Annotated in this window: 20 protein-coding genes; 4 read left to right on the forward strand and 16 right to left on the reverse strand. The window is 33.1% G+C overall.

Annotated features, from left to right (window positions below):
• Positions 1-65 precede the first annotated feature (65 nt).
• Both EG339_RS23930 and EG339_RS24690 read right to left on the reverse strand, forming a co-directional pair.
• Positions 66-1292: an HD domain-containing protein gene (locus tag EG339_RS23930; RefSeq protein WP_123872761.1), complete on the reverse strand. Its 1227-nt coding sequence runs from the start codon at positions 1290-1292 to the stop codon at positions 66-68.
• 105 nt (positions 1293-1397) lie between these two features.
• Positions 1398-1526, reverse strand: coding sequence for a hypothetical protein (locus EG339_RS24690; protein WP_262706889.1), 129 nt, complete (start codon positions 1524-1526; stop codon positions 1398-1400).
• A gap of 29 nt (positions 1527-1555) precedes the next feature.
• Between EG339_RS24690 and EG339_RS23935 the strand changes: the two genes are divergently transcribed.
• The 4 genes from EG339_RS23935 to EG339_RS23950 all read left to right on the forward strand — a co-directional run bounded on the left by EG339_RS23935 (position 1556) and on the right by EG339_RS23950 (position 6040).
• A complete protein-coding gene (locus tag EG339_RS23935; protein WP_123872560.1) occupies positions 1556-3196 on the forward strand; it encodes a S41 family peptidase in 1641 nt (546 codons plus the stop codon).
• Between the two features lie 132 nt (positions 3197-3328).
• On the forward strand, positions 3329-4873 hold the full coding sequence (porX, locus tag EG339_RS23940; protein ID WP_073300419.1) for a T9SS response regulator signal transducer PorX: 1545 nt from the start codon (positions 3329-3331) through the stop codon (positions 4871-4873).
• A 112-nt stretch (positions 4874-4985) separates the two neighbouring features.
• Positions 4986-5276 (forward strand): YciI family protein, encoded by a 291-nt coding sequence (locus EG339_RS23945; protein WP_123872561.1) that lies wholly within the window; start codon positions 4986-4988, stop codon positions 5274-5276.
• On the forward strand, positions 5276-6040 hold the full coding sequence (locus EG339_RS23950; protein ID WP_123872562.1) for an exodeoxyribonuclease III: 765 nt from the start codon (positions 5276-5278) through the stop codon (positions 6038-6040). Before EG339_RS23945 ends, EG339_RS23950 begins: the two co-directional genes overlap by 1 nt.
• 69 nt (positions 6041-6109) lie before the next feature.
• Here EG339_RS23950 and EG339_RS23955 read toward each other — a convergent pair whose 3' ends face one another.
• The 14 genes from EG339_RS23955 to EG339_RS24020 form a co-directional block, all read right to left on the reverse strand.
• Positions 6110-6481: a septal ring lytic transglycosylase RlpA family protein gene (locus tag EG339_RS23955; RefSeq protein WP_123872563.1), complete on the reverse strand. Its 372-nt coding sequence runs from the start codon at positions 6479-6481 to the stop codon at positions 6110-6112.
• Between the two features lie 783 nt (positions 6482-7264).
• Positions 7265-8008, reverse strand: a complete 744-nt coding sequence (locus tag EG339_RS23960; RefSeq protein WP_123872564.1) for a hypothetical protein — start codon at positions 8006-8008, stop codon at positions 7265-7267.
• A 19-nt stretch (positions 8009-8027) separates the two neighbouring features.
• Positions 8028-8831, reverse strand: coding sequence for a hypothetical protein (locus EG339_RS23965; protein WP_123872565.1), 804 nt, complete (start codon positions 8829-8831; stop codon positions 8028-8030).
• Between the two features lie 382 nt (positions 8832-9213).
• Positions 9214-10515, reverse strand: coding sequence for a 30S ribosomal protein S12 methylthiotransferase RimO (gene rimO, locus EG339_RS23970; protein WP_123872566.1), 1302 nt, complete (start codon positions 10513-10515; stop codon positions 9214-9216).
• A 96-nt stretch (positions 10516-10611) separates the two neighbouring features.
• Positions 10612-11157 (reverse strand): dTDP-4-dehydrorhamnose 3,5-epimerase, encoded by a 546-nt coding sequence (gene rfbC / locus EG339_RS23975; protein WP_123872567.1) that lies wholly within the window; start codon positions 11155-11157, stop codon positions 10612-10614.
• A 30-nt stretch (positions 11158-11187) separates the two neighbouring features.
• Positions 11188-11700, reverse strand: coding sequence for a sugar transferase (locus EG339_RS23980; RefSeq protein ID WP_394343422.1), 513 nt, complete (start codon positions 11698-11700; stop codon positions 11188-11190).
• A gap of 67 nt (positions 11701-11767) precedes the next feature.
• Entirely contained in the window at positions 11768-12904 is a 1137-nt protein-coding gene (locus EG339_RS23985; RefSeq protein WP_123872569.1) for an aminotransferase class I/II-fold pyridoxal phosphate-dependent enzyme, read from the reverse strand.
• A gap of 9 nt (positions 12905-12913) precedes the next feature.
• Positions 12914-13993: a ferredoxin--NADP reductase gene (locus EG339_RS23990; protein ID WP_123872570.1), complete on the reverse strand. Its 1080-nt coding sequence runs from the start codon at positions 13991-13993 to the stop codon at positions 12914-12916.
• Positions 13993-14640: a NeuD/PglB/VioB family sugar acetyltransferase gene (locus tag EG339_RS23995; RefSeq protein WP_123872571.1), complete on the reverse strand. Its 648-nt coding sequence runs from the start codon at positions 14638-14640 to the stop codon at positions 13993-13995. Before EG339_RS23995 ends, EG339_RS23990 begins: the two co-directional genes overlap by 1 nt.
• The gene (locus tag EG339_RS24000; RefSeq protein WP_164466484.1) at positions 14618-15295 is read right to left on the reverse strand and encodes an SDR family NAD(P)-dependent oxidoreductase; all 678 of its coding nucleotides are present in this window, start codon (positions 15293-15295) and stop codon (positions 14618-14620) included. The genes EG339_RS23995 and EG339_RS24000 overlap by 23 nt, the downstream gene beginning before the upstream one ends.
• A gap of 48 nt (positions 15296-15343) precedes the next feature.
• Complete coding sequence (locus EG339_RS24005; RefSeq protein ID WP_123872573.1) at positions 15344-16420, reverse strand: aromatic ring-hydroxylating oxygenase subunit alpha; 1077 nt, start codon at positions 16418-16420, stop codon at positions 15344-15346.
• 2 nt (positions 16421-16422) lie between these two features.
• Positions 16423-17451, reverse strand: a complete 1029-nt coding sequence (locus EG339_RS24010) for a 3-oxoacyl-ACP synthase III family protein (RefSeq protein ID WP_123872574.1) — start codon at positions 17449-17451, stop codon at positions 16423-16425.
• A 2-nt stretch (positions 17452-17453) separates the two neighbouring features.
• Complete coding sequence (locus tag EG339_RS24015) at positions 17454-17684, reverse strand: acyl carrier protein (protein WP_123872575.1); 231 nt, start codon at positions 17682-17684, stop codon at positions 17454-17456.
• 12 nt (positions 17685-17696) lie between these two features.
• Complete coding sequence (locus tag EG339_RS24020) at positions 17697-18707, reverse strand: ketoacyl-ACP synthase III (protein ID WP_123872576.1); 1011 nt, start codon at positions 18705-18707, stop codon at positions 17697-17699.
• Positions 18708-18936: the final 229 nt, after the last annotated feature.

Here is an 18936-nt window from a genome sequence, read left to right on the forward strand (position 1 = left end):
CAAAGATAAGAAATTCTATAATTTGCAAACATTTTTTGGTTTCAGATCGTAAATTTTAATATTATTTAAGAATCCAGCCTAGAGATATCTCTTGGAAACATAAGGATATAACGGGTAGTTTTATTTGCCATCAACCCTGATAAAAGCTGGTCTTCCGATTCATGAAGCTTCATTCTTTTACCATTTTTCTGCAATAAATAAATGGGTTGCTTTTCAGTATCGTAAGGCAAAAGCTTCCTTTTTATTTCATGAACCAATTCTTTTCCGTTATCAATTTCAAAAAATTCATTGGTAATTTTTATTTTTTCTTCAACAATCTTCTCGTCAAAAGGATGTGATGAAATAATCGTTTTCGGAAGATTTCTCTGAATAACACTTTTACACCAATAAGACAGCACAAAATCATCAGAATTCTGCCACTCTTTCATAGCCTGGATCACATCATTATCGTCCAATCTGGTAAATCTTTCTATATCTTCATCCGTTGCAGCACTCTTTCCACGGTATAAAAAATACTTCAGGTTTTCTGTTGCCGGAAGCTCTATTCCCTGGGAGATCAGATATTTTGCTCTTTCCAGGATCTTCACTAACAGAAATTCTGCCAAGGCGGATGTTTTATGATAATATACCTGCCAGTACATAAACATTCTGGCTGTTAAAAAGTTTTCAATAGAGTAAATTCCTTTTGCGTCAATCACCAGCTCACCTTCTTCACATACATTCATCATGGAAATAATTCTCTGGGTATTAATATTTCCTTCTGATACGCCTGTAAAAAAACTGTCTCTTTTTAAGTAATCCAACCTGTCAACATCCAACTGAGATGAGATCAACTGATTAAAGAATTTTCTGTGGTATTGCCCCTGGAACATTTCAATAGCCATGGATAACTGACCGTTAAATTCTTCGTTCAGCTTATTCATCAGCAATAAAGAAAGTTTTTCGTGGTGCCAGTCGTCCATCAGCATATTCTCCAAAGCGTGGGAAAAAGGCCCATGTCCGATATCATGCATTAAAATAGCCAGCATTGCTCCTTTTTCCTCTTCCTCTGATATTTTAACGCCTTTCTGTTTTAAGGTTTCCAAAGCTGTAAACATCAGGTGCATGGCTCCAAGGGCATGATGAAACCTGGTATGGGTTGCCCCGGGAAAAATCAGATTCAAAAGGCCGGTTTGCCCAATCCTTCTTAATCTTTGAAAATAAGGATGTTCAATAATATCAAATAAAATTTCGTGAGGAATTTTGATAAATCCATGAACCGGATCGTTGATAATTTTAAGCTTATTCTGCATTGGAACGTCTATATGAGTAAACAAAGTTAGGGATTTTAATTTTGAGGGATGATTAAATTACTATTAAAAGGATGGAAACCACCAAGCAATATAAACAATAATGGCCTATTGACTTTCTGAATCTTTATATTGACTTTTAGCTGCTGTAAACTCATCGTAACCTCCTTCTTCAAACTTCCGGCTCCATTTTCCGGATAATTCATGGAAAACCTTTGCAGTTCTTGTATTAATCACTTATCTTTGAGAAAAACCCAATCTTTTTGATGAGAAAATATTCTCTTTTCATTTTTTTATTTTTCAGTCTACAATTTTCTGCTCAGATTTTATCTGAAAATCAAAAACTGGAATCCCTCTGTAGAGTTTGGGGATTTTTAAAATATTATCATCCACAGGTAGCTAAAGGCAATCTGAACTGGGATCAGCAACTGTTCAAAAAGATCAATGAGCTTGAAAGAATCAATGATAAAGCCGCATTGAACGATTTATATTCCAATTGGATGGCAAGTCTTGGAAAAGTTAATGAGTGCTCAGAATGCTCACAGGAAACTGACAAAGCTTACTTTCTGAAAAACTTTGATCTGAGCTGGATAGATAATTCCAATATATTTATTCCTGATATTTCTCAGAAGCTTCATTATATTGAAAACAACCGGAATATTGGCAGTAATCACTATATAGGAAAAGGAGGAAGAAAAATATTTTTCAGAAATGAAAAATCTTATGGATCAGCATTCACTTCCAAACAGGTTAGCTTACTAGAATTATTCAGGTATTGGAATTATGTGGAGTATTTTTTTCCTTATAAATATGAAACGGACCAAAACTGGAATGATGTTCTTACTGAAATGCTTCCCAAATTCATCAATATCAATACTGACAAGGATTACCAACTGGCTTTAGCTGAACTGGCAGCAAAGACTGATGATTCACATGCTTTCCTCTTTTCTCCGTTAATAAGCCTTCATCTGTATGGAAACAGAAAACTTCCGGTGGAATACTCTTATGCAGAAGGAAAATTGGTTATTACAAAGATTCATGACAACCGGTTGCATCAGACAACACCATTCAATATTGGTGATGCTATTTATGATGTGAATGGAAAAACAATTCCGCAGATAGTTAACAGCCTTGGAAAGTATATTCCTGCCTCTAACTCCTGGGGAAAAGTGAATAAGCTTAAAAATAAACTTCTTTTCAGCAATAATGATTCCCTTTCCGTTAAATTGGAAAGAAACGGGCAGAATATGGAAATAACCGCTAAAACGTATCTTCCTAAGGATATTATTGTAAAGAAAGTTCCGGCTCCTCAAAAATGGAAATTTCTGGATGCAGAAAAGAAAATCGGTTATGTTAACATGGGCATCCTTGCTAAAGATGAGGTTAGTGAAATGTTCAGAGATCTAAAATCTTCAGAATCAATCATTTTCGATCTTAGAAATTATCCTAAGCTGACTATTATGCCTTTAAGTGAAATATTACTTCCACAAACTACTGTTTATTACCAGTTTAACTTCCCGGAAACCAGCTATCCCGGAAAATTTTACAGCAGAAAGAACAATATTGGAAGAAAGAATTCCGATTATTATAAAGGAAATGTAATCGTATTGGTAAATGAAAATACCCAAAGCCAGGCAGAAACTACAACAATGATGTTTAAGCAGCACCCGAAAGCTAAAATAATTGGGAGCAATACCTCAGGAGCCAACGGAGATATTATCAAATTTAAAATTGCAGATTTGGATACCTGCTTTACCGGCCTTGGTGCCTATTATCCTGACGGCAGAGAAACCCAAAGGATCGGAATTATACCGGACATCCTTGTAAAACCTACTGTAGAAGGAATAAAAAATGGAAAAGATGAAGTTTTGGAAAGAGCTTTGCTGTATATTAAAAATAAGAATTGAAACTTACAGAAACAGGAAATATCAAGGGGTATTTCCATTTAACTAATATTTAACTTTTAAACTTTCTATTTTGTGAGATTTTAAAAGGATTTGGTCAACATTTTGATACAATAACCATGTAAAAAATAAATTATGTCAGAAAAGATATTATGGATTGATGATGAAATAGATTTACTTAAACCTCATATCGTATTTTTAGAAAAAAAAGGTTATCAGGTAACACCTGTTAACAATGTGAATGAGGCTTTGGAGCTTATGGATTCAGAGAAATTTGCCCTAACACTCATTGATGAAAATATGCCAGGTATTTCCGGGCTGGAAGCTATTCCTATGATTAAGGAAAAAGATAATTCCCTGAAAATAGTAATGGTAACCAAAAGCGAAGAGGAACACATCATGGAAGAGGCCATTGGTTCCCAAATTGCAGATTACATTTTAAAACCTGTGAATCCTAATCAGATATTACTTTCATTAAAAAAGAACCTTCAACAAGATAATCTGGTAGAACAAAAAACTATTTTACAATATCAGCAGGAATTCAGAAACCTCTCTATGGAACTTTCTTATTTGAGAACATATCAGGATTGGGCTGAATATTATAAAAAGATCCTGAGCTGGGAAATTAAGTTTGATAAAGTCGCAGATAATGAATTTGCAGATCTTCTACAATCTCAGAAAGAGGAAGCTAATATCCAGTTCGCTAAATTTATTGAAAAAAATTATGTAGACTGGCTTACTGATTCCGACAAACCTCTGATGAGCCACACCCTTTTCAAGGAAAAAGTAAAACCTGAGGTAGAAAAAGAAAAGGTACTTTTATTAATGGTTGACAACCTTCGTTACGACCAATGGAAAGTGATTGAACCTTTATTTACGAAGTATTACAATAAAATCTCAGAAGATTATTATTACAGCATCCTTCCTACAGCTACACAATATGCGAGAAACTCTTTCTTCGCAGGTTTAATGCCTTCAGAAATTGAAAAACGCTTTCCTGACAAATGGTTTAATGATAACGAAGAAGGAAATAAAAATGAATTTGAACGTGACTTCCTGGAAGATCAGATGAAAAGAATTGGCCTTGGGTCTAAATCTATGAAATATCTGAAAGTACTGAATGCAGATTTTGAAAGAAAAATCTATGATGATTTCAACCAGCATAAAAATAATGACCTGCTGGTAATTGTTTATAATTTTATTGACATCCTTTCTCATGCTAAAACAGATAATCATATAGTAGATCAGCTGATTCGTGATGATAAAACTTTCCGCTCACTAACTCTGAACTGGTTTGAAAATTCTTCGCTGATGAAAATTATCAAAACAGCGGCAGAAAACGGATACAAATTAGTTATTACCACGGACCACGGTACTGTTTATGTGAAAAAGCCAAGCAAAGTGGTAGGAGACAGAGAAACGTCTACCAATATCCGGTATAAAACCGGGAAGAGCCTAACATATGATGACAGTGATGTTTGGGCTATTACCAATCCGGAAAAGCTCTTCCTACCAAAAGGAAACCTAAGCTCGAAGTATATTTTTGCAAAGAACAATATCTTCCTTGCTTATCCTAAGAACTACAATCATTTTGTAAATTACTATAAAGAAACCTACCAACATGGTGGAATTTCATTGGAAGAATGTATTATTCCTATCAGCATTTTAGAACCCAAGTAGTTTTTTTCATAGTTTATTTAATTTTGGGTTTAAGGCGGGAAAAATCAATTGATTTTTCCCGCTTCTTTTTTTATAGTCTTCAAGAGTTCCTATCTTCGTAAAAAATAAAAACATGTTCATTATTTCGCTTACGTATAAGGTGACCATTGAAAATGTAGAACGCCATATTCCGGAACACAATTCCTTCCTTCAAAAATATTATGATTCAGGATTGTTTATTGCTTCAGGAAGAAAAGAACCCAGAACCGGAGGAGTAATTATTTGTAAGGCCTCTTCTAAAAATGAAGTGGAACGAATTATTAAAGAAGATCCTTTTCACATTCAGCAGGTAGCAGATTATGATATCATTGAATTTATCCCAACAAAATACAACGAAGATTTTAAAATATTTATAGAAAACTAATGAGATTAATTACCTATAACGTTAACGGAATAAGAGCTGCATTTACCAAAGATTTTCTGGGGTGGCTGAAGAACGCAGACCCGGATATCATCTGTATTCAGGAGAGCAAAGCAGGGAATGACCAGATAGATATTGAAAGCCTTGAAAAATTAGGATACCACAGTTATTGGCATTCAGCAATAAGAAAAGGCTATAGTGGGGTTGGAATTGCTTCAAAAATAAAGCCTAATCATGTAGAACATGGTTGTGGTATTGAAAGCTATGATAATGAAGGAAGAATCATTCGTGCCGATTTTGATGGATTCTCTGCCATTTCAGTATATGTACCTTCCGCATCCAACATTGAAAGACTGGATTTCAAAATGCAGTTCTGCCATGATTTCCTTGCGTATATCAAAAATCTTAAAAAGGAAATTCCTAACCTGATTATATCCGGTGATTTCAATATCTGTCATGAGGCAATTGATATTCACAATCCCGTTGGCCTGAAAAATGTTTCAGGGTTTCTTCCTATGGAAAGGGAATGGATGACGGATTTCATCAATGAATGTGAACTCATTGACAGTTTCAGGTTTTTTAATAATGAACCCGATAACTATACATGGTGGAGCTACAGACAAAATTCAAGAGAAAGAAATAAAGGCTGGAGACTGGATTATAATTTTACTTCTTACAGCTTAAAAGATAAACTTACCAGAGCTGTTATTTTAAAGGAAGCGGTTCATTCTGACCATTGCCCTGCTCTATTGGAACTGGATATATAATTAAACGCTATCTAATAACACAAAAGCCAGCTGAATATCAGCTGGCTTTTTTTAATTTAAATCATAAAATTAATCGACAATTTCATATTCGACCGGAATGGTACCACGATTGGTATCTCCGATCTCATCGAACGCTGCTTTAGACATATCTAAAGATCTTGATGAATGGTAAGGGCCTCTGTCATTAATTCTCACTATTACTTCTTTACCATTTCTAAGGTTCGTTACCTTAACGTTTGTTCCGAATGGAAGCGTTCTGTTTGCTGCAGTAAACTTTGAGTTATCAAAGATTTCTCCGCTAGCAGTTTTTCTACCGTTAAATTTATCGTGGTAGTACGATGCATAACTTGTTTTTTTCGCATCTAAGGCATTACTTGTAAATGAGTAAATACCTAGGGTTGAAATCATCATTATGATTACGAGAATGAATCTTTTCATCATTTTGAACTTTTATTGGTTTTGACAGGGCAAATGTATCAGGATTCTTATTAACTCCCTATTTCAATTGTTAAAATATGTTAATGAAAATAAAATTATATGTTAACAATCCCTGCAATACCCTATGAATAGTGATTTTCCGCGCCTATGTTAAAAAATGTTAAAAAAACAGTCCATATGTTAATTTAATTAACTAATTTATGCATAATTTCAAAAATTTAAATTATTAAAATATTGATAATCAATGGATTATAAATTAACAAAATATTACCTATATCTATAAAACTAACTTTTGAAAAGCTTAAAATGTTAAGAGTTAATATAGGGTAAAATAGCTGATAGAATACCATAAGGGTTATATTATCAATTCTTTCAAGAATATTTTAACAGCAAAATGAATGGTCAAATTTATAGTTGTTGGAATATTATTTCAAATCGTAATGTATTTTCATGTATTATTCATCTGAAAGATCATCTTCTATGCCATAATTATTCTTCAAAAATAAAGGTTAAGAATCAGATTGAAAGGCTTTTCAATAAAAATTTAGATACGATACACTTATCAATGAATATCAGATCCAAGAAAAGAGGATATAAAGCCACTTCTCCTGATCAAATATTTTTACTTACAAAAGTGAGTTTTTATGCATACAGATTCACAAGGTGCTTCAAAAATGATCAATACTAAAAGGAAATTTAGTTAGCGGTAGTGTATTCTTAATAATAGGATAAAAACAAAAAAACCAACGAATTATCGTTGGTTTTATATAATTAAAAAAGTAAATCTTATTTGATATATTCTAATACATAATCATATGTATCAGCAGGGTACACTACAGACATGCTAGGAGAACCTGTAACAGCATTGTTTGTAGCTCCAATATTATAAGAATAAAGGTCTCTTGAGTAAACTACTTTATTTCCGGTTCCGCTAACTTTATAGATAGTAATACCATATAAAGAAGTCATTCCTGAAGGAGAAGGGATACTTACAGTAGTAGATGTACCAGTTGTAGTAAAGCTTCCTCTAATAGCATAAACTTGCTTATCAACTCCTGGGCTAACATTAATAAGAGTATTAGTTGTTGTTTCTGCTGTTCCAACAGTTACTTTTGGTGAAACAGAACCTCCTAATGGCAACCATCTACCTGCAGTAACATCAGTAGAAGCACCCGGATTTGAGAAATAATAATAACCAGGAGTGACAGCCTGATTACCAATACCAGAACCTGATGCAGGTGTATTACCTGAAGCAGCATTGTATACAATCATTCCATCAAATGCAGTTGGGAATTGAATACCATCTAAAAGATCTGTTTTAAATACAAAAGTTGTAAGATTTGTTCTAGGGAACACTAATCCTTTTCCTGATGTAGTAGGATCCACAGAAGTATCAAAACTAGTTGATGCATCAAAGAATGGGTTTTCACCAGTAATATTTGCAGTTACAGTACCATTTGAAACTACTTGAGCATTTGCTTTAATAGTGAAAGCTAATAATGCTACTGTCGCTATAATAAATTTTTTCATTTTTTTTGTCTTTATTAAATTATACTCCAGAAACTACTAACCATGATGTCCCCGTAGAAAGTAATGTTACCCCTCTACTTGCTAATATACTGGTATTATTAACAGGAACATTATTGATAAATGTATATGTCCCTGAACTACCCGCTGCAACTGAAGCATTTCTAATCATTAAGATTCTACCAGCACCAGCCGCGGCAGGAGTTGGCAATTCGATATTTTGGTTACCAGAAACCTGGATAGTTACCATATAATCTGTTGGCAACCAAGTAGCTGCTGTTGGAACTGCAGTTAAAGTTCTGAAGCTTCCATAAACACCACCCTGGGTTTCAAAGTTACCATTGACAATTGTTCTACCTGTTCCTGTAGTAAAAGTCAAGTTATTATTATTCTGCGTAACAACTCTATTTCCCGCTAAAGTACCATCGTTAAGGTAAATGCTGGTATCTGTACCGCCCCCACCACCTACAGGTTTCCAAACGTTGTTTCCGTTTGTTCCATCATAGTAGTAAAAACCAGTAGCAGTAACATTAGCAGTTTTGGTAGTAGCAGTTCCATCTACCAAATTCACGAATACAAGTGCACCATTCTGAGCACTGGCAGCAGTAGCATTTCCATCTGCATAAGCAGCGTCTTTAGCTAATAACTGAGCTCTTGACATACGAGGGACTAGTAAGGCATCAGGTCTAGAAGTATCTGTAGTACTGGCTACTACATCTAGAGTGGCGGCAGGAGTGGACGTGTTAATCCCCACTCTTCCCTGCTGAGCTTTAGAAAGAGCCGTAAAGGCTACAAGCATAGTTGCTGTTAATAAAAATTTTTTCATAAGTTTTTAAAGATTTTAATTACATTATTTTTCATCAATATTTCCAAAAGGAAAATGTATCTCAACTTGTGATTATTTATCCTAAGGCAAAAATAAACAAAAAATATCTTTTTTGAATTTTAACTCTATTCTAATAAATAACTTGTTGATAGCATATGATTTAAAAACATTGCTTATGTTGCAAATTTAAGACATAATTTTTTAATTTACATAATTTATGATAGAAAATTAAAAAATCTTAACACTTAAAACCCCATATTGTTATAAATCAACAAATTAAATAGAGGAAAACAAAATTATCTATGTTAAATATTCTTAATATTTAATTTTTTTTTAGCTAAAATAGCAAAACTTTTCTTCCTGATTAATAATGTTTTACAGTTTATACTAATTCACCATATAAATCGAATTCTTCTGCTGATGTAATTTTTACGTCTGCGAACTCTCCGATAGAAATATAAGTATCTTCAGCAGAAACCAAAACGGTATTATCTACGTCCGGAGAATCATATTCTGTTCTTCCGATAAAATAATTTCCTTCTTTACGATCGAAGATACATCTGAATACCTTTCCTATTTTTTCCTGGTTCTTTTCCCAAGAAATTTGGGATTGTAATTCCATAATTTCTTCAACCCTTGCTTCCTTTACTTCCTGTGGAATGTCATCTTCCAATACATAAGCACCTGTATTTTCTTCATGAGAATAGGTAAAGCATCCTAACCGGTCGAATTTCTGCTCTTTCACCCAGTCTTTAAGTTCCTGGAACCTTTCTTCAGTTTCTCCGGGATATCCCACAATAAGAGTTGTCCTGATTGCCATATCAGGAACTTTCTCTCTGAATTTCCCTAAAAGTGCATCTGTTTTCTCATGAGTAGTTCCTCTTTTCATTGATTTCAACAGATCAGAGTTGATGTGCTGAAGAGGAATGTCTATATAATTACAAACTTTAGGTTCTTCACGGATAATATCCAAAACATCCTCCGGAAAGCCGCTTGGGAATGCATAATGAAGACGAATCCATTCTACTCCTTCTACTTTTACCAATTCTTTCAGTAAATCTCCTAATGCTCTTTTTTTATAAATATCCAATCCATAGTAGGTAAGATCCTGAGCAATAAGAATTAATTCTTTGGTTCCTTTTTTTGCTAATTTCTGAGCTTCAGAAACCAACTTTTCAATAGGAGTTGAAACATGGCCGCCTCTCATCAAAGGAATAGCGCAGAAGGAACATGGTCTGTCACATCCTTCTGAAATTTTAAGGTATGCATAATGCTTTGGAGTAGTAGTTAATCTTTCCCCTACCAATTCATGCTTATAATCAGCACCAAGATGTTTTAACAGCACAGGAAGATCTCTTGTCCCAAAATATTGGTCCACATCCGGAATTTCTTTAACCAAATCTGGTTTATATCTCTCGGAAAGGCATCCTGTAACGAAGACCTTTTCTACTTCTCCCCTATTTTTAGCTTCTACATAATCTAAAATGGTATTGATTGATTCTTCTTTTGCATTATCGATAAATCCGCAGGTATTAATTACAACAATATCTCCACGGTCTTCATGAACTACTTCCTTCCCATTGGCTTTCAGCTGGCTCATTAATACTTCAGAGTCATATACATTTTTGGAACATCCAAGTGTAACTACATTGATTTTTTTCTTCCCTACAGATTTTGTACGCATCTTTTTGATTTTGAGTGTGCAAAGATACAAAATATTAAAGAGTAAAGATTACAAAAATAAAAACCACTTTAAAAAAGTGGTTTTCAATATGATGCTTTAAAAGTTTTTTTCTTTGAAGCCAGGGGCATTCTGGTCTTTTTCTGAAAGAACAGCGTCTTTTTCATCAATTTTCCAGTCTATACCCAAGTCGGGATCGTTAAATTTCACACTTCCTTCTGACTCTTTATTATAAAAGTTATCACATTTATAAGAGAACACAGCATGAGTGCTTAACACTGAAAAACCATGGCCAAAACCTCTTGGTACATAAAGCTGTAATTTATTCTCTGCAGTAAGTTCTATTCCGAACCATTGTCCGAATGTAGGAGAATCTTCTCTAAGATCAACCGCCACATCCCAAACGCTTCCTTCAAGGCATGATACCAATTTAGCCTGTGCATGTTCTCCTTTTTGAAGGTGAAGTCCTCTCAATACCCCATAAGAAGATTTGGAAATATTATCCTGAACAAAGTGTCCGTTCATTCCTGTAAGTTCTTCAAATTTTTTTTCATTGAATTTCTCAAAGAAGTAACCTCTATCGTCTTCAAATACAGTAGGCTCTATGATATAGCAGTCTTTAAGCGGGGTTTCTTTAATTTTCATAATTGGTTAAATCCTTATTAGGGTTCAAATTTAATTTAATATTTTGAAAAATGTTCTCCATAATATTCTCAGATCTTCTTTGAAAGAAATATTTTCAAGATAATTCAAATTCAATTTTACTTTATCCGGAAATATGATATTGTCATTATATGACAGAGGATCTTTCTGAGCTTTTAGCAGAACATCTTCATTACTATATTTAATACTTGCTTCGGAGGTTAATCCTGGTTTTAATAGTAGAACTTTACGATCATCTCCTTTCAGGGTATCATAATATCCTTCAATATCAGGACGAGGTCCTACAAAACTCATATCTCCTTTTAAAATATTAAAGAGCTGAGGGAGTTCATCAAGTTTATACTTTCTGAGTACTAATCCTACTGAAGAACTTTTCCCTTTTTTAGGGTTAATTGTTTTTAATTTATAAATAATAAAAAGCTTTCCATTCTGCCCAACCCTTTTTTGAAAAAAAATACCATTAGATTGAGTATCCAGACTTGATATTATAAATAAAAGAATTAATAAAGGAAATAAAGGAAACAATAAAAGAATTGATAAAACACAATCAAAAATAATTTTCCAAAACCTTCTGTAATTCATCAGAAAATAATTAACCTTTAAAAAACTTATGGATTACATTTGCAATCCTTTCTTTTTCTACTTCTGTAAGATTAGATCCTGATGGCAAACATAATCCGTTCTCGAATAATTTCTCGGAAATATTTGTGCCATAATACGGAGCATCTGCAAAAACAGGTTGTAAATGCATTGGCTTCCAAAGCGGCCTTGATTCAATATTATCTTCTAAAAAGGCAAGTCTTAAGTCTTCTCTGTCCTTCCCTGTAATATCTGGGTTAACAATGATTGCAGAAAGCCAATGATTGGAATAAAAATCTGAATTAGGTTCAGTGAGTACATCTACACCATCAATGTCTTTAAAAACAGCAACGTAGAAATCATGCATTCTTCGTCTCGCTTCTACACGATTTTTCAGTACTTCCATCTGTCCTCTTCCAATACCCGCAACAATATTACTCATTCTGTAGTTAAACCCAATATGAGAATGTTGATAGTGAGGTGCATTGTCTCTTGCCTGAGTAGACAGGAAAACCGTTTTATTTTTGTCTTCCTGAGTTTTACAAACTAAAGCTCCCCCACCTGAAGTGGTGATAATTTTGTTTCCATTAAAACTTAAAACACCAAAACGGCCAAAAGTACCACAAGATTGTCCTTTGTATGTTGAGCCTAAAGCTTCTGCAGCATCTTCAATAATTGGGATCTGATATTCCTGAGCAATAGCACTAATCTCATCTATTTTTGCAGGCATTCCGTATAAATGAACAATAATGATAGCTTTAGGCTTTTTACCTTTTTGAATTCTGTCTTCAATTGCTTCTTTCAATGCTTTGGGGCAGATATTCCATGTATCCGGCTCACTGTCTACAAAAACAGGTATTGCTCCGCAATATGCAATAGGGTTAGCTGATGCAGAGAATGTCATAGACTGGCAGATTACTTCATCTCCGTGCTGTACATCACTTTCAATAAGAGCTAGGTGGAGCGCAGCTGTACCTGCAGAAAGAGCAGCCACTTTTGAGTTTTTCCCTAAAAATTTTTCCAGATCTTCTTCAAACCCGTTAACATTTGGTCCTAGTGGTGCTACCCAGTTTTCTTCGAATGCTTCGTTGATATATTTTTGCTCGTTGCCTCCCATATGCGGTGAGGAGAGCCAGATTTTTGAATTCATAATAATTGATTAATATTCGTCGTATGAAATGGTTAATTTTTCAGAGGTTGGAACAGACTGACAACTTAAAATAAAGCCTTCATTAATTTCGTAATCCATTAAAATATCAGTCTGCTTCATATCAACGGTGCCTAAAATCACTTTTCCTACACAACTGCTACAGTTTCCTTTTTTACATGAATATGGAACATCAAGTCCTTCATTTAATAAAGACTCAAGGATATTACTTTTATGATCTACAATTACATAATGAGATTCCTCGTTAATAATTACTTCAACTGTTGTCTTACCAGATTTTATTTCTTCAGATATTGTTTCTTCAATCCCTATTTCGCTTTCTAAAGAATAAAAAAGTTCACTTTTAATAATTTCTTTAGGGATTTCAATAGAAAGAAGATAATCATGAACACATTTGATTAAATCTTCAGGTCCACAAGTATAATATTCTGAAAAGCTTTTTGTCTCTAATTCCTGCTGAATAATAGTATCCAGAAAAGCATGATCAATACGTCCAAAGTAGTAATTGTCATATTTTTTTTGACTAAAGATGTATATTACTTTTAAAGTCTCTTTAAACTGTGTTTCTAAAGATTTCAGTTGATTATAAAAAATAGCATCTTCAATTTGCTTGTTAGCAAAAAGTAATGTAACTCTGCTTAAAGGTTCATTATTGAGAATATTTTTAACAATTGAAATAATAGGAGTAATTCCGCTTCCTGCAGCTACTAAAAAAACATTTTTGGCAGATTTGTCTGATAAATTATAAACAAATCTTCCTTCTGGTATGCTTACCTCCAAATGATCTCCTATTTCAATTCTGTCTTTAATAAAGTTTGAGAATATTCCACCATCAATTGCTTTTACAACTACAGACAAGGAATGTTCTTCAGGACTTGTACAAATAGAGTAAGATCGTCTGATTTCCTTATTATTAATTTCACTTTTCAAAGTAATATATTGACCTGATTCAAACCTAAAATAATCCTTAAGGTCTTCGGTTACATCAAAAGTCAATAAAACAGCTTCATCTGTTAAAAATGACTTATCAATTACTTTGAGTTTATGAAATACATTTCTTATGTGTTCCATTAGAATATTTTTTTTGCAGGATTTCCTACATAAGTTCCGGACTCTTTAATATTCCGAAAAACTACACTTCCTGCTCCAATGATTGTATTATCAGCAATTTTCACTCCCGGATAAATAGTAGAGCCTGTTCCAATCAATACATTTTTTCCTATTTTACAATATCCACCTAAGTCTACATTTGCCATGATATTAGTAAATTCATCAATAAAAACATCATGACCAACCTGGCTTCCGCAATTGATAAACACCCCTTTTGAAACCTCTGCATCACAGGATACTAAAGTATTGGGGAAAAGCACTACTGACTGATCTATTTTGGCTCTGTCACCGATAATACAGGTGTGATGAACAAAACCTTGTATTTTTGAATGATCTGTATTAGAAAAAATATTTCTTTTTATAGAAGAATTATTGATTGCTAGCAGGATACTTCCGTACTTATTTAAATCGTTATTTGACAATGAGTCAATTACTCTTAGGTCAATATCAAATTGATCCAAAGCAGCTATATTATCATCTACAAAACCTACAATGTTCGGAACAATGGCACCAAATTTACGGGAATGATTGATAAAGCTCAAAAGTTCTCTTCCAAAACCTCCAGCTCCAATAATTACGATTTCATTACTGTACTGAATATCCTCCATCGATTATTATATTTTGACCTGTGATCCATTTTGAACCATCGGATATTAAAAATTTTATTGCCGGAACCACGTCTTCTGTTTTCCCTATTCCAAGAGGGTGCATTTCTACAATCTGCTTTACATTATCTTCATTCAACTGAGAAAATAGTTTTTGGGTCATTGGAGTATCCACCACTCCTGGCAATACTGCATTCACTCTTATTTTCCTTTTTGCAAATTCTAAAGCAGCTGATTTTACCAGACCTACTACAGCTGATTTTGTGGAACAATAACCAATTTTACCTGGTTGTCCCAATACTCCCATTACTGAAGACATAAAAACGATGCTAGCTCCCTCGTTACTAAACTTTTTCTTTGTAAAATGTCTTAATAATTCAATTCCTGAAAATACATTAAGTTTATATATCCTTTCAATTTTTTCCGGATTATATAAAGTAAGCGGTACAGTTTCTTCCATACCAGCACAATGTACTAATGCATCAAATTTCTCAGTAAAATCTAAATTTTTAAATAAATTTTCAATTTCCAAAACATCAGAAAGATCTAGAGAATAACAAATCACGTTATTCTTAGCTTCGTCCAAAAAATCTTGAATCTTTTCAAAATTCCTTGCTATGGCCACTATTTTATGTCCATCCTTTACAAGCTCTTTCATGGTTTCAAAGCCAATTCCTGAAGTAGCTCCAGTAAGAATAATATTCATTTAATCAATGTATTTTTTATAATTTTTCTGAAATTCGCATACTCTTGCTTCTTCATCGCTTAACTCTCCAATAAAAGGTGATTTTTTTACACCAATCTGTACTTTTTCACAAATTGCTTTATCTTCATCAAAAACCTTTCTGTTAAAGCCTACTAATGACTGTTTGTAAATATTTTCTAAAGTAGGATTGGCTTTTTCCCCGTCTTTTTTGGTGAGGAAAACATAACTTACAAATCTTGAAGAATTACTATCAATAGGTGTAATATAGGATAGGTTAAAAGAAATTCCATATGTACTTGAAATCAATATATTTGGAAAAACAATAAGGTGTTTATATCCTGAGATTTTATATTCTCTATTTTGATAGGGTGAATGAATTTTGGCATTTTTACCCTCATTCTCACCAGCCAGAAGGGTTGCATCCCAAACAGAATGTTCTTTAATAAAAGTAAACTCCATTCCTCCGGCTCCTAACTTTTTAAATGTTTCCTCGTGAATAAGATTTACGTGGTAGCTTTCTAAAGTATTTTCAACTAGAATTTTCCAATTGGCATGAATGTTCATTTCATTAACATCAACCAACTCTCCAAAGTTACTACTCATTTTTTCAACTTCATCAAAAAGATCTCCCATAAAATCTTTTAACTCTGAAGGGTCATTGGAAAGATTAACAAAAACAAGTTCTCCACAAAAATCTACTTTATAATCTTTAAGCTTTAAACACTCAAGCTCATCTTTTGTAAATTTAAATAAAGGCTTCTTTGGAATCCCTGTCGGTATTCCTTTATCATTGTATGCCCATCCATGGTAAGGACACATTAAAGGTCTGTTTCCTGACTTCTCAACCTGAATAATTGAGTGTCTGTGTGAACAAATATTTTTAAAAGCCCTTATTGTCCCCTTACAATTTTGTACTACAACAGGAATCCCTCCGATATCTTGTGTAATAAAATCATTTTCTTCTTTTAAAAAAGATTTAAAACCTATAAAGCACCAAGTTTGCTGAAACAGAAGTTCATATTCTTTTTCTAAAACATCATTTTTATAGTAATGTTCGGGAAGTATTAATGCTTTCATGTTTATATTTCTTTTAATGGTAAAATTTTTGTTTCTGATAAATTAATAATACAGTTCCCCCAAGATAACCCGGATCCATAACCACTACATAGAATTTTACTTTTATTTTCAAGCAAATCTAAATTAGTGGAGATCAATAAAGGAATAGTTACTCCGCTTGTATTTCCGAAGCGCTCAATATTTACCGGAACTTTATTATTATCTATTCCTAATATAGAACTTATCTGTTTGATGATAAACCTATTAGATTGATGGAAGAAAAAACCATCAATGTCTGCTAGATTCACTGATGATTCTTCTTCAATTTTTTTAATACTGGGAGCAACTTCCCTTAATGTAAAATCAAAGACCTTTGCTCCATTCATATTAAGATAAAGTTTTGATTCATTTTCAGAATCAAAACTATTCTTTGTGATATTTTTTCTATAACCTCCTTCAGGAATTATAATAGCTTCATGGTTAGCTCCATCTGAAAAGAAATTGAAATATGATTTATCTGCATTACTATTTTTTGAAACCAAAATAGCGGAAGCAGCATCACCAAACAACATATTGGTACTTTTATCGTTGGGTGATAAAATCTTTGATAAGGTTTCTCCAATGATTAATAATACTTTTTCTCCTTCTTTTAAAGTTGAAGCGATAGAAAAAGCAGTACTTAATCCTTGAATGAAACCTGCACAGCCTGCATTAACATCAAAACACAAAATTTCCTGTTGCAGTCCTAATCTACTCTGTAAAATATTGGAAGTAAAAGGAATTTTATAATCTGATGTCTGGGAAAGAAAAATAAGACTTTTAATTCTGTTTTTGTCAACCTGCTTCAATAATTCTTCTGCAGCTGCAAATCCCAAATCCGATGCAGTAACACCTTTATCTGCCCACCTTCTTTCTTTGATACCAACTGTCTTTTCAAAAACTTTTATTTCTTTTTCTGTTAACAATGTTGAAAAAAAAGAATTCCCAACTGAATGAATCGGAACACTGGAACTGATATACTCTATCGAAACATTATTAAACTCCTGAAACATAATTAATCAAATTTATCTTCTCCAATTCGTTCAACTAAAGAATTCACTGTTGTAATTTTAGCAATATCATCACCGTTTAACAATACTCCAAAGTTATCTGATACAAAACCGATAAGGATCATCGCAGCCATAGAGTCCCATTCTTCTAATTGAGAAAGATCCGTTTCCGGAGTTAAACTAATTTCTAATTCTAATTCTTCTTGTAATTGTGATGTAAAATCTGCAATATTCATTATTTTATATTCTTAAAGTTTGTTATTTATTTTAATTATTCCGCCTGACCAAGATAATCCTACTCCAAACCCTACAATTAACAGGCTGAGCTCTTTATTCTCTTTCAGACTTTCTGTATATCTTTTTAAAGCAATAGGAATTGTACATGAAACTGTATTCCCTCCATCAGACAGATCGTTATAAAAGTTTTCCTTATTTATTTTTATCCTTTTTCTAAGGAAATCTAGCATAAAAGAATTTGCCTGGTGGAATACAAATTGGTCAACTTGCCCTACTTCCATCTTATTCTCTTCCATAATCTCTTTCACAAAATTAGGAATAACTTTAGTTGTAAAATTGAAAATTTCAGGGCCATTCATATATAAATGATTATCTGTATATATGTTATCTGTACCATATCCTATTTCCTCGGCATTCGGATCTAAAGGAAATCGGCTGCATCCATTTTTAATAATCAATTTATCATAGCCAGAGCCGTCTGTTCCAAACTTAAATTTAAGAATATTGTCCTCGTCCGTTTTGCTGATAAGTGTTGCTGTTGCTGCATCTCCAAATATAGATCTGTTTGTCTTATCTTTTGGATGAATAAATTTCGAATAAGTCTCAGCAGTAACCAATAAAACATTTTCTACTTGACCAGATGAGATAAGCGCATTTGCTAAATTTACACCGTAAGTAAACCCAGAACATCCTAAATTGAAATCTAATGCTCCTATATCAGTCCTTAGTCCTAGTCTTTCCTGAAGAATACAGGCTGTTGTAGGTAGATAATATTCGGGGCTTTGTGTACAATATAGTATGTAGTCTATCTTTTGCTTATCAAAACTTTCAAACAACTTACTACAAGCTTTTTCAGCAAGGTCTAATCCTGTTTCACTTTCTTTTACAATATACCTCCTTTTAATCCCTACTTTTTCTTCAAATCTTTCGAAGTCGTAATCGGGAAAATCTTTTTTCAAATCTTCATTTGTTACTACAGTTTCAGGAAATATATATTCTATTTTTTTTATTTGTGCTCCCATATTAATTTTGATCCTTTAAATCTTCCGGCTTTAACTTATTGTTATATATCATTTTTTCTTATTAAACAATCTGGTGCATAAGCCAATGTTATCATTTATCATATAATTAATTAAAAATAAAAGTTTTTAACTCTTACACAAACTATGATTAGTCATGTTTTCCTTATCTGGAATACCTACACAAAGATAGTTTTTTCAAATAAGATACAGCAAGTCTCTTATCCCAAAC

The sequence above is a fragment of the Chryseobacterium bernardetii genome (genome assembly GCF_003815975.1).
Classification (GTDB): domain Bacteria; phylum Bacteroidota; class Bacteroidia; order Flavobacteriales; family Weeksellaceae; genus Chryseobacterium; species Chryseobacterium bernardetii.

Excerpts from the sequence above, each read along its gene's own strand:
- EG339_RS23990 (WP_123872570.1), bottom strand. The coding sequence starts at position 13,993 with ATGGAACACATAAGAAATGTATTTCATAAACTCAAAGTAATTGATAAG.
- EG339_RS24005 (WP_123872573.1), bottom strand. The coding sequence starts at position 16,420 with ATGAAAGCATTAATACTTCCCGAACATTACTATAAAAATGATGTTTTA.
- EG339_RS23995 (WP_123872571.1), bottom strand. The coding sequence starts at position 14,640 with ATGGAGGATATTCAGTACAGTAATGAAATCGTAATTATTGGAGCTGGA.
- porX (WP_073300419.1), top strand. The coding sequence starts at position 3,329 with ATGTCAGAAAAGATATTATGGATTGATGATGAAATAGATTTACTTAAA.
- EG339_RS23955 (WP_123872563.1), bottom strand. The coding sequence starts at position 6,481 with ATGATGAAAAGATTCATTCTCGTAATCATAATGATGATTTCAACCCTA.
- EG339_RS24015 (WP_123872575.1), bottom strand. The coding sequence starts at position 17,684 with ATGAATATTGCAGATTTTACATCACAATTACAAGAAGAATTAGAATTA.
- EG339_RS23930 (WP_123872761.1), bottom strand. The coding sequence starts at position 1,292 with ATGCAGAATAAGCTTAAAATTATCAACGATCCGGTTCATGGATTTATC.
- EG339_RS23960 (WP_123872564.1), bottom strand. The coding sequence starts at position 8,008 with ATGAAAAAATTTATTATAGCGACAGTAGCATTATTAGCTTTCACTATT.
- EG339_RS23945 (WP_123872561.1), top strand. The coding sequence starts at position 4,986 with ATGTTCATTATTTCGCTTACGTATAAGGTGACCATTGAAAATGTAGAA.
- EG339_RS23950 (WP_123872562.1), top strand. The coding sequence starts at position 5,276 with ATGAGATTAATTACCTATAACGTTAACGGAATAAGAGCTGCATTTACC.
- EG339_RS24000 (WP_164466484.1), bottom strand. The coding sequence starts at position 15,295 with ATGAAAGAGCTTGTAAAGGATGGACATAAAATAGTGGCCATAGCAAGG.
- rimO (WP_123872566.1), bottom strand. The coding sequence starts at position 10,515 with ATGCGTACAAAATCTGTAGGGAAGAAAAAAATCAATGTAGTTACACTT.
- EG339_RS23985 (WP_123872569.1), bottom strand. The coding sequence starts at position 12,904 with ATGAATTCAAAAATCTGGCTCTCCTCACCGCATATGGGAGGCAACGAG.
- EG339_RS23935 (WP_123872560.1), top strand. The coding sequence starts at position 1,556 with ATGAGAAAATATTCTCTTTTCATTTTTTTATTTTTCAGTCTACAATTT.
- EG339_RS23965 (WP_123872565.1), bottom strand. The coding sequence starts at position 8,831 with ATGAAAAAATTTTTATTAACAGCAACTATGCTTGTAGCCTTTACGGCT.
- EG339_RS24020 (WP_123872576.1), bottom strand. The coding sequence starts at position 18,707 with ATGGGAGCACAAATAAAAAAAATAGAATATATATTTCCTGAAACTGTA.
- EG339_RS24010 (WP_123872574.1), bottom strand. The coding sequence starts at position 17,451 with ATGTTTCAGGAGTTTAATAATGTTTCGATAGAGTATATCAGTTCCAGT.
- rfbC (WP_123872567.1), bottom strand. The coding sequence starts at position 11,157 with ATGAAAATTAAAGAAACCCCGCTTAAAGACTGCTATATCATAGAGCCT.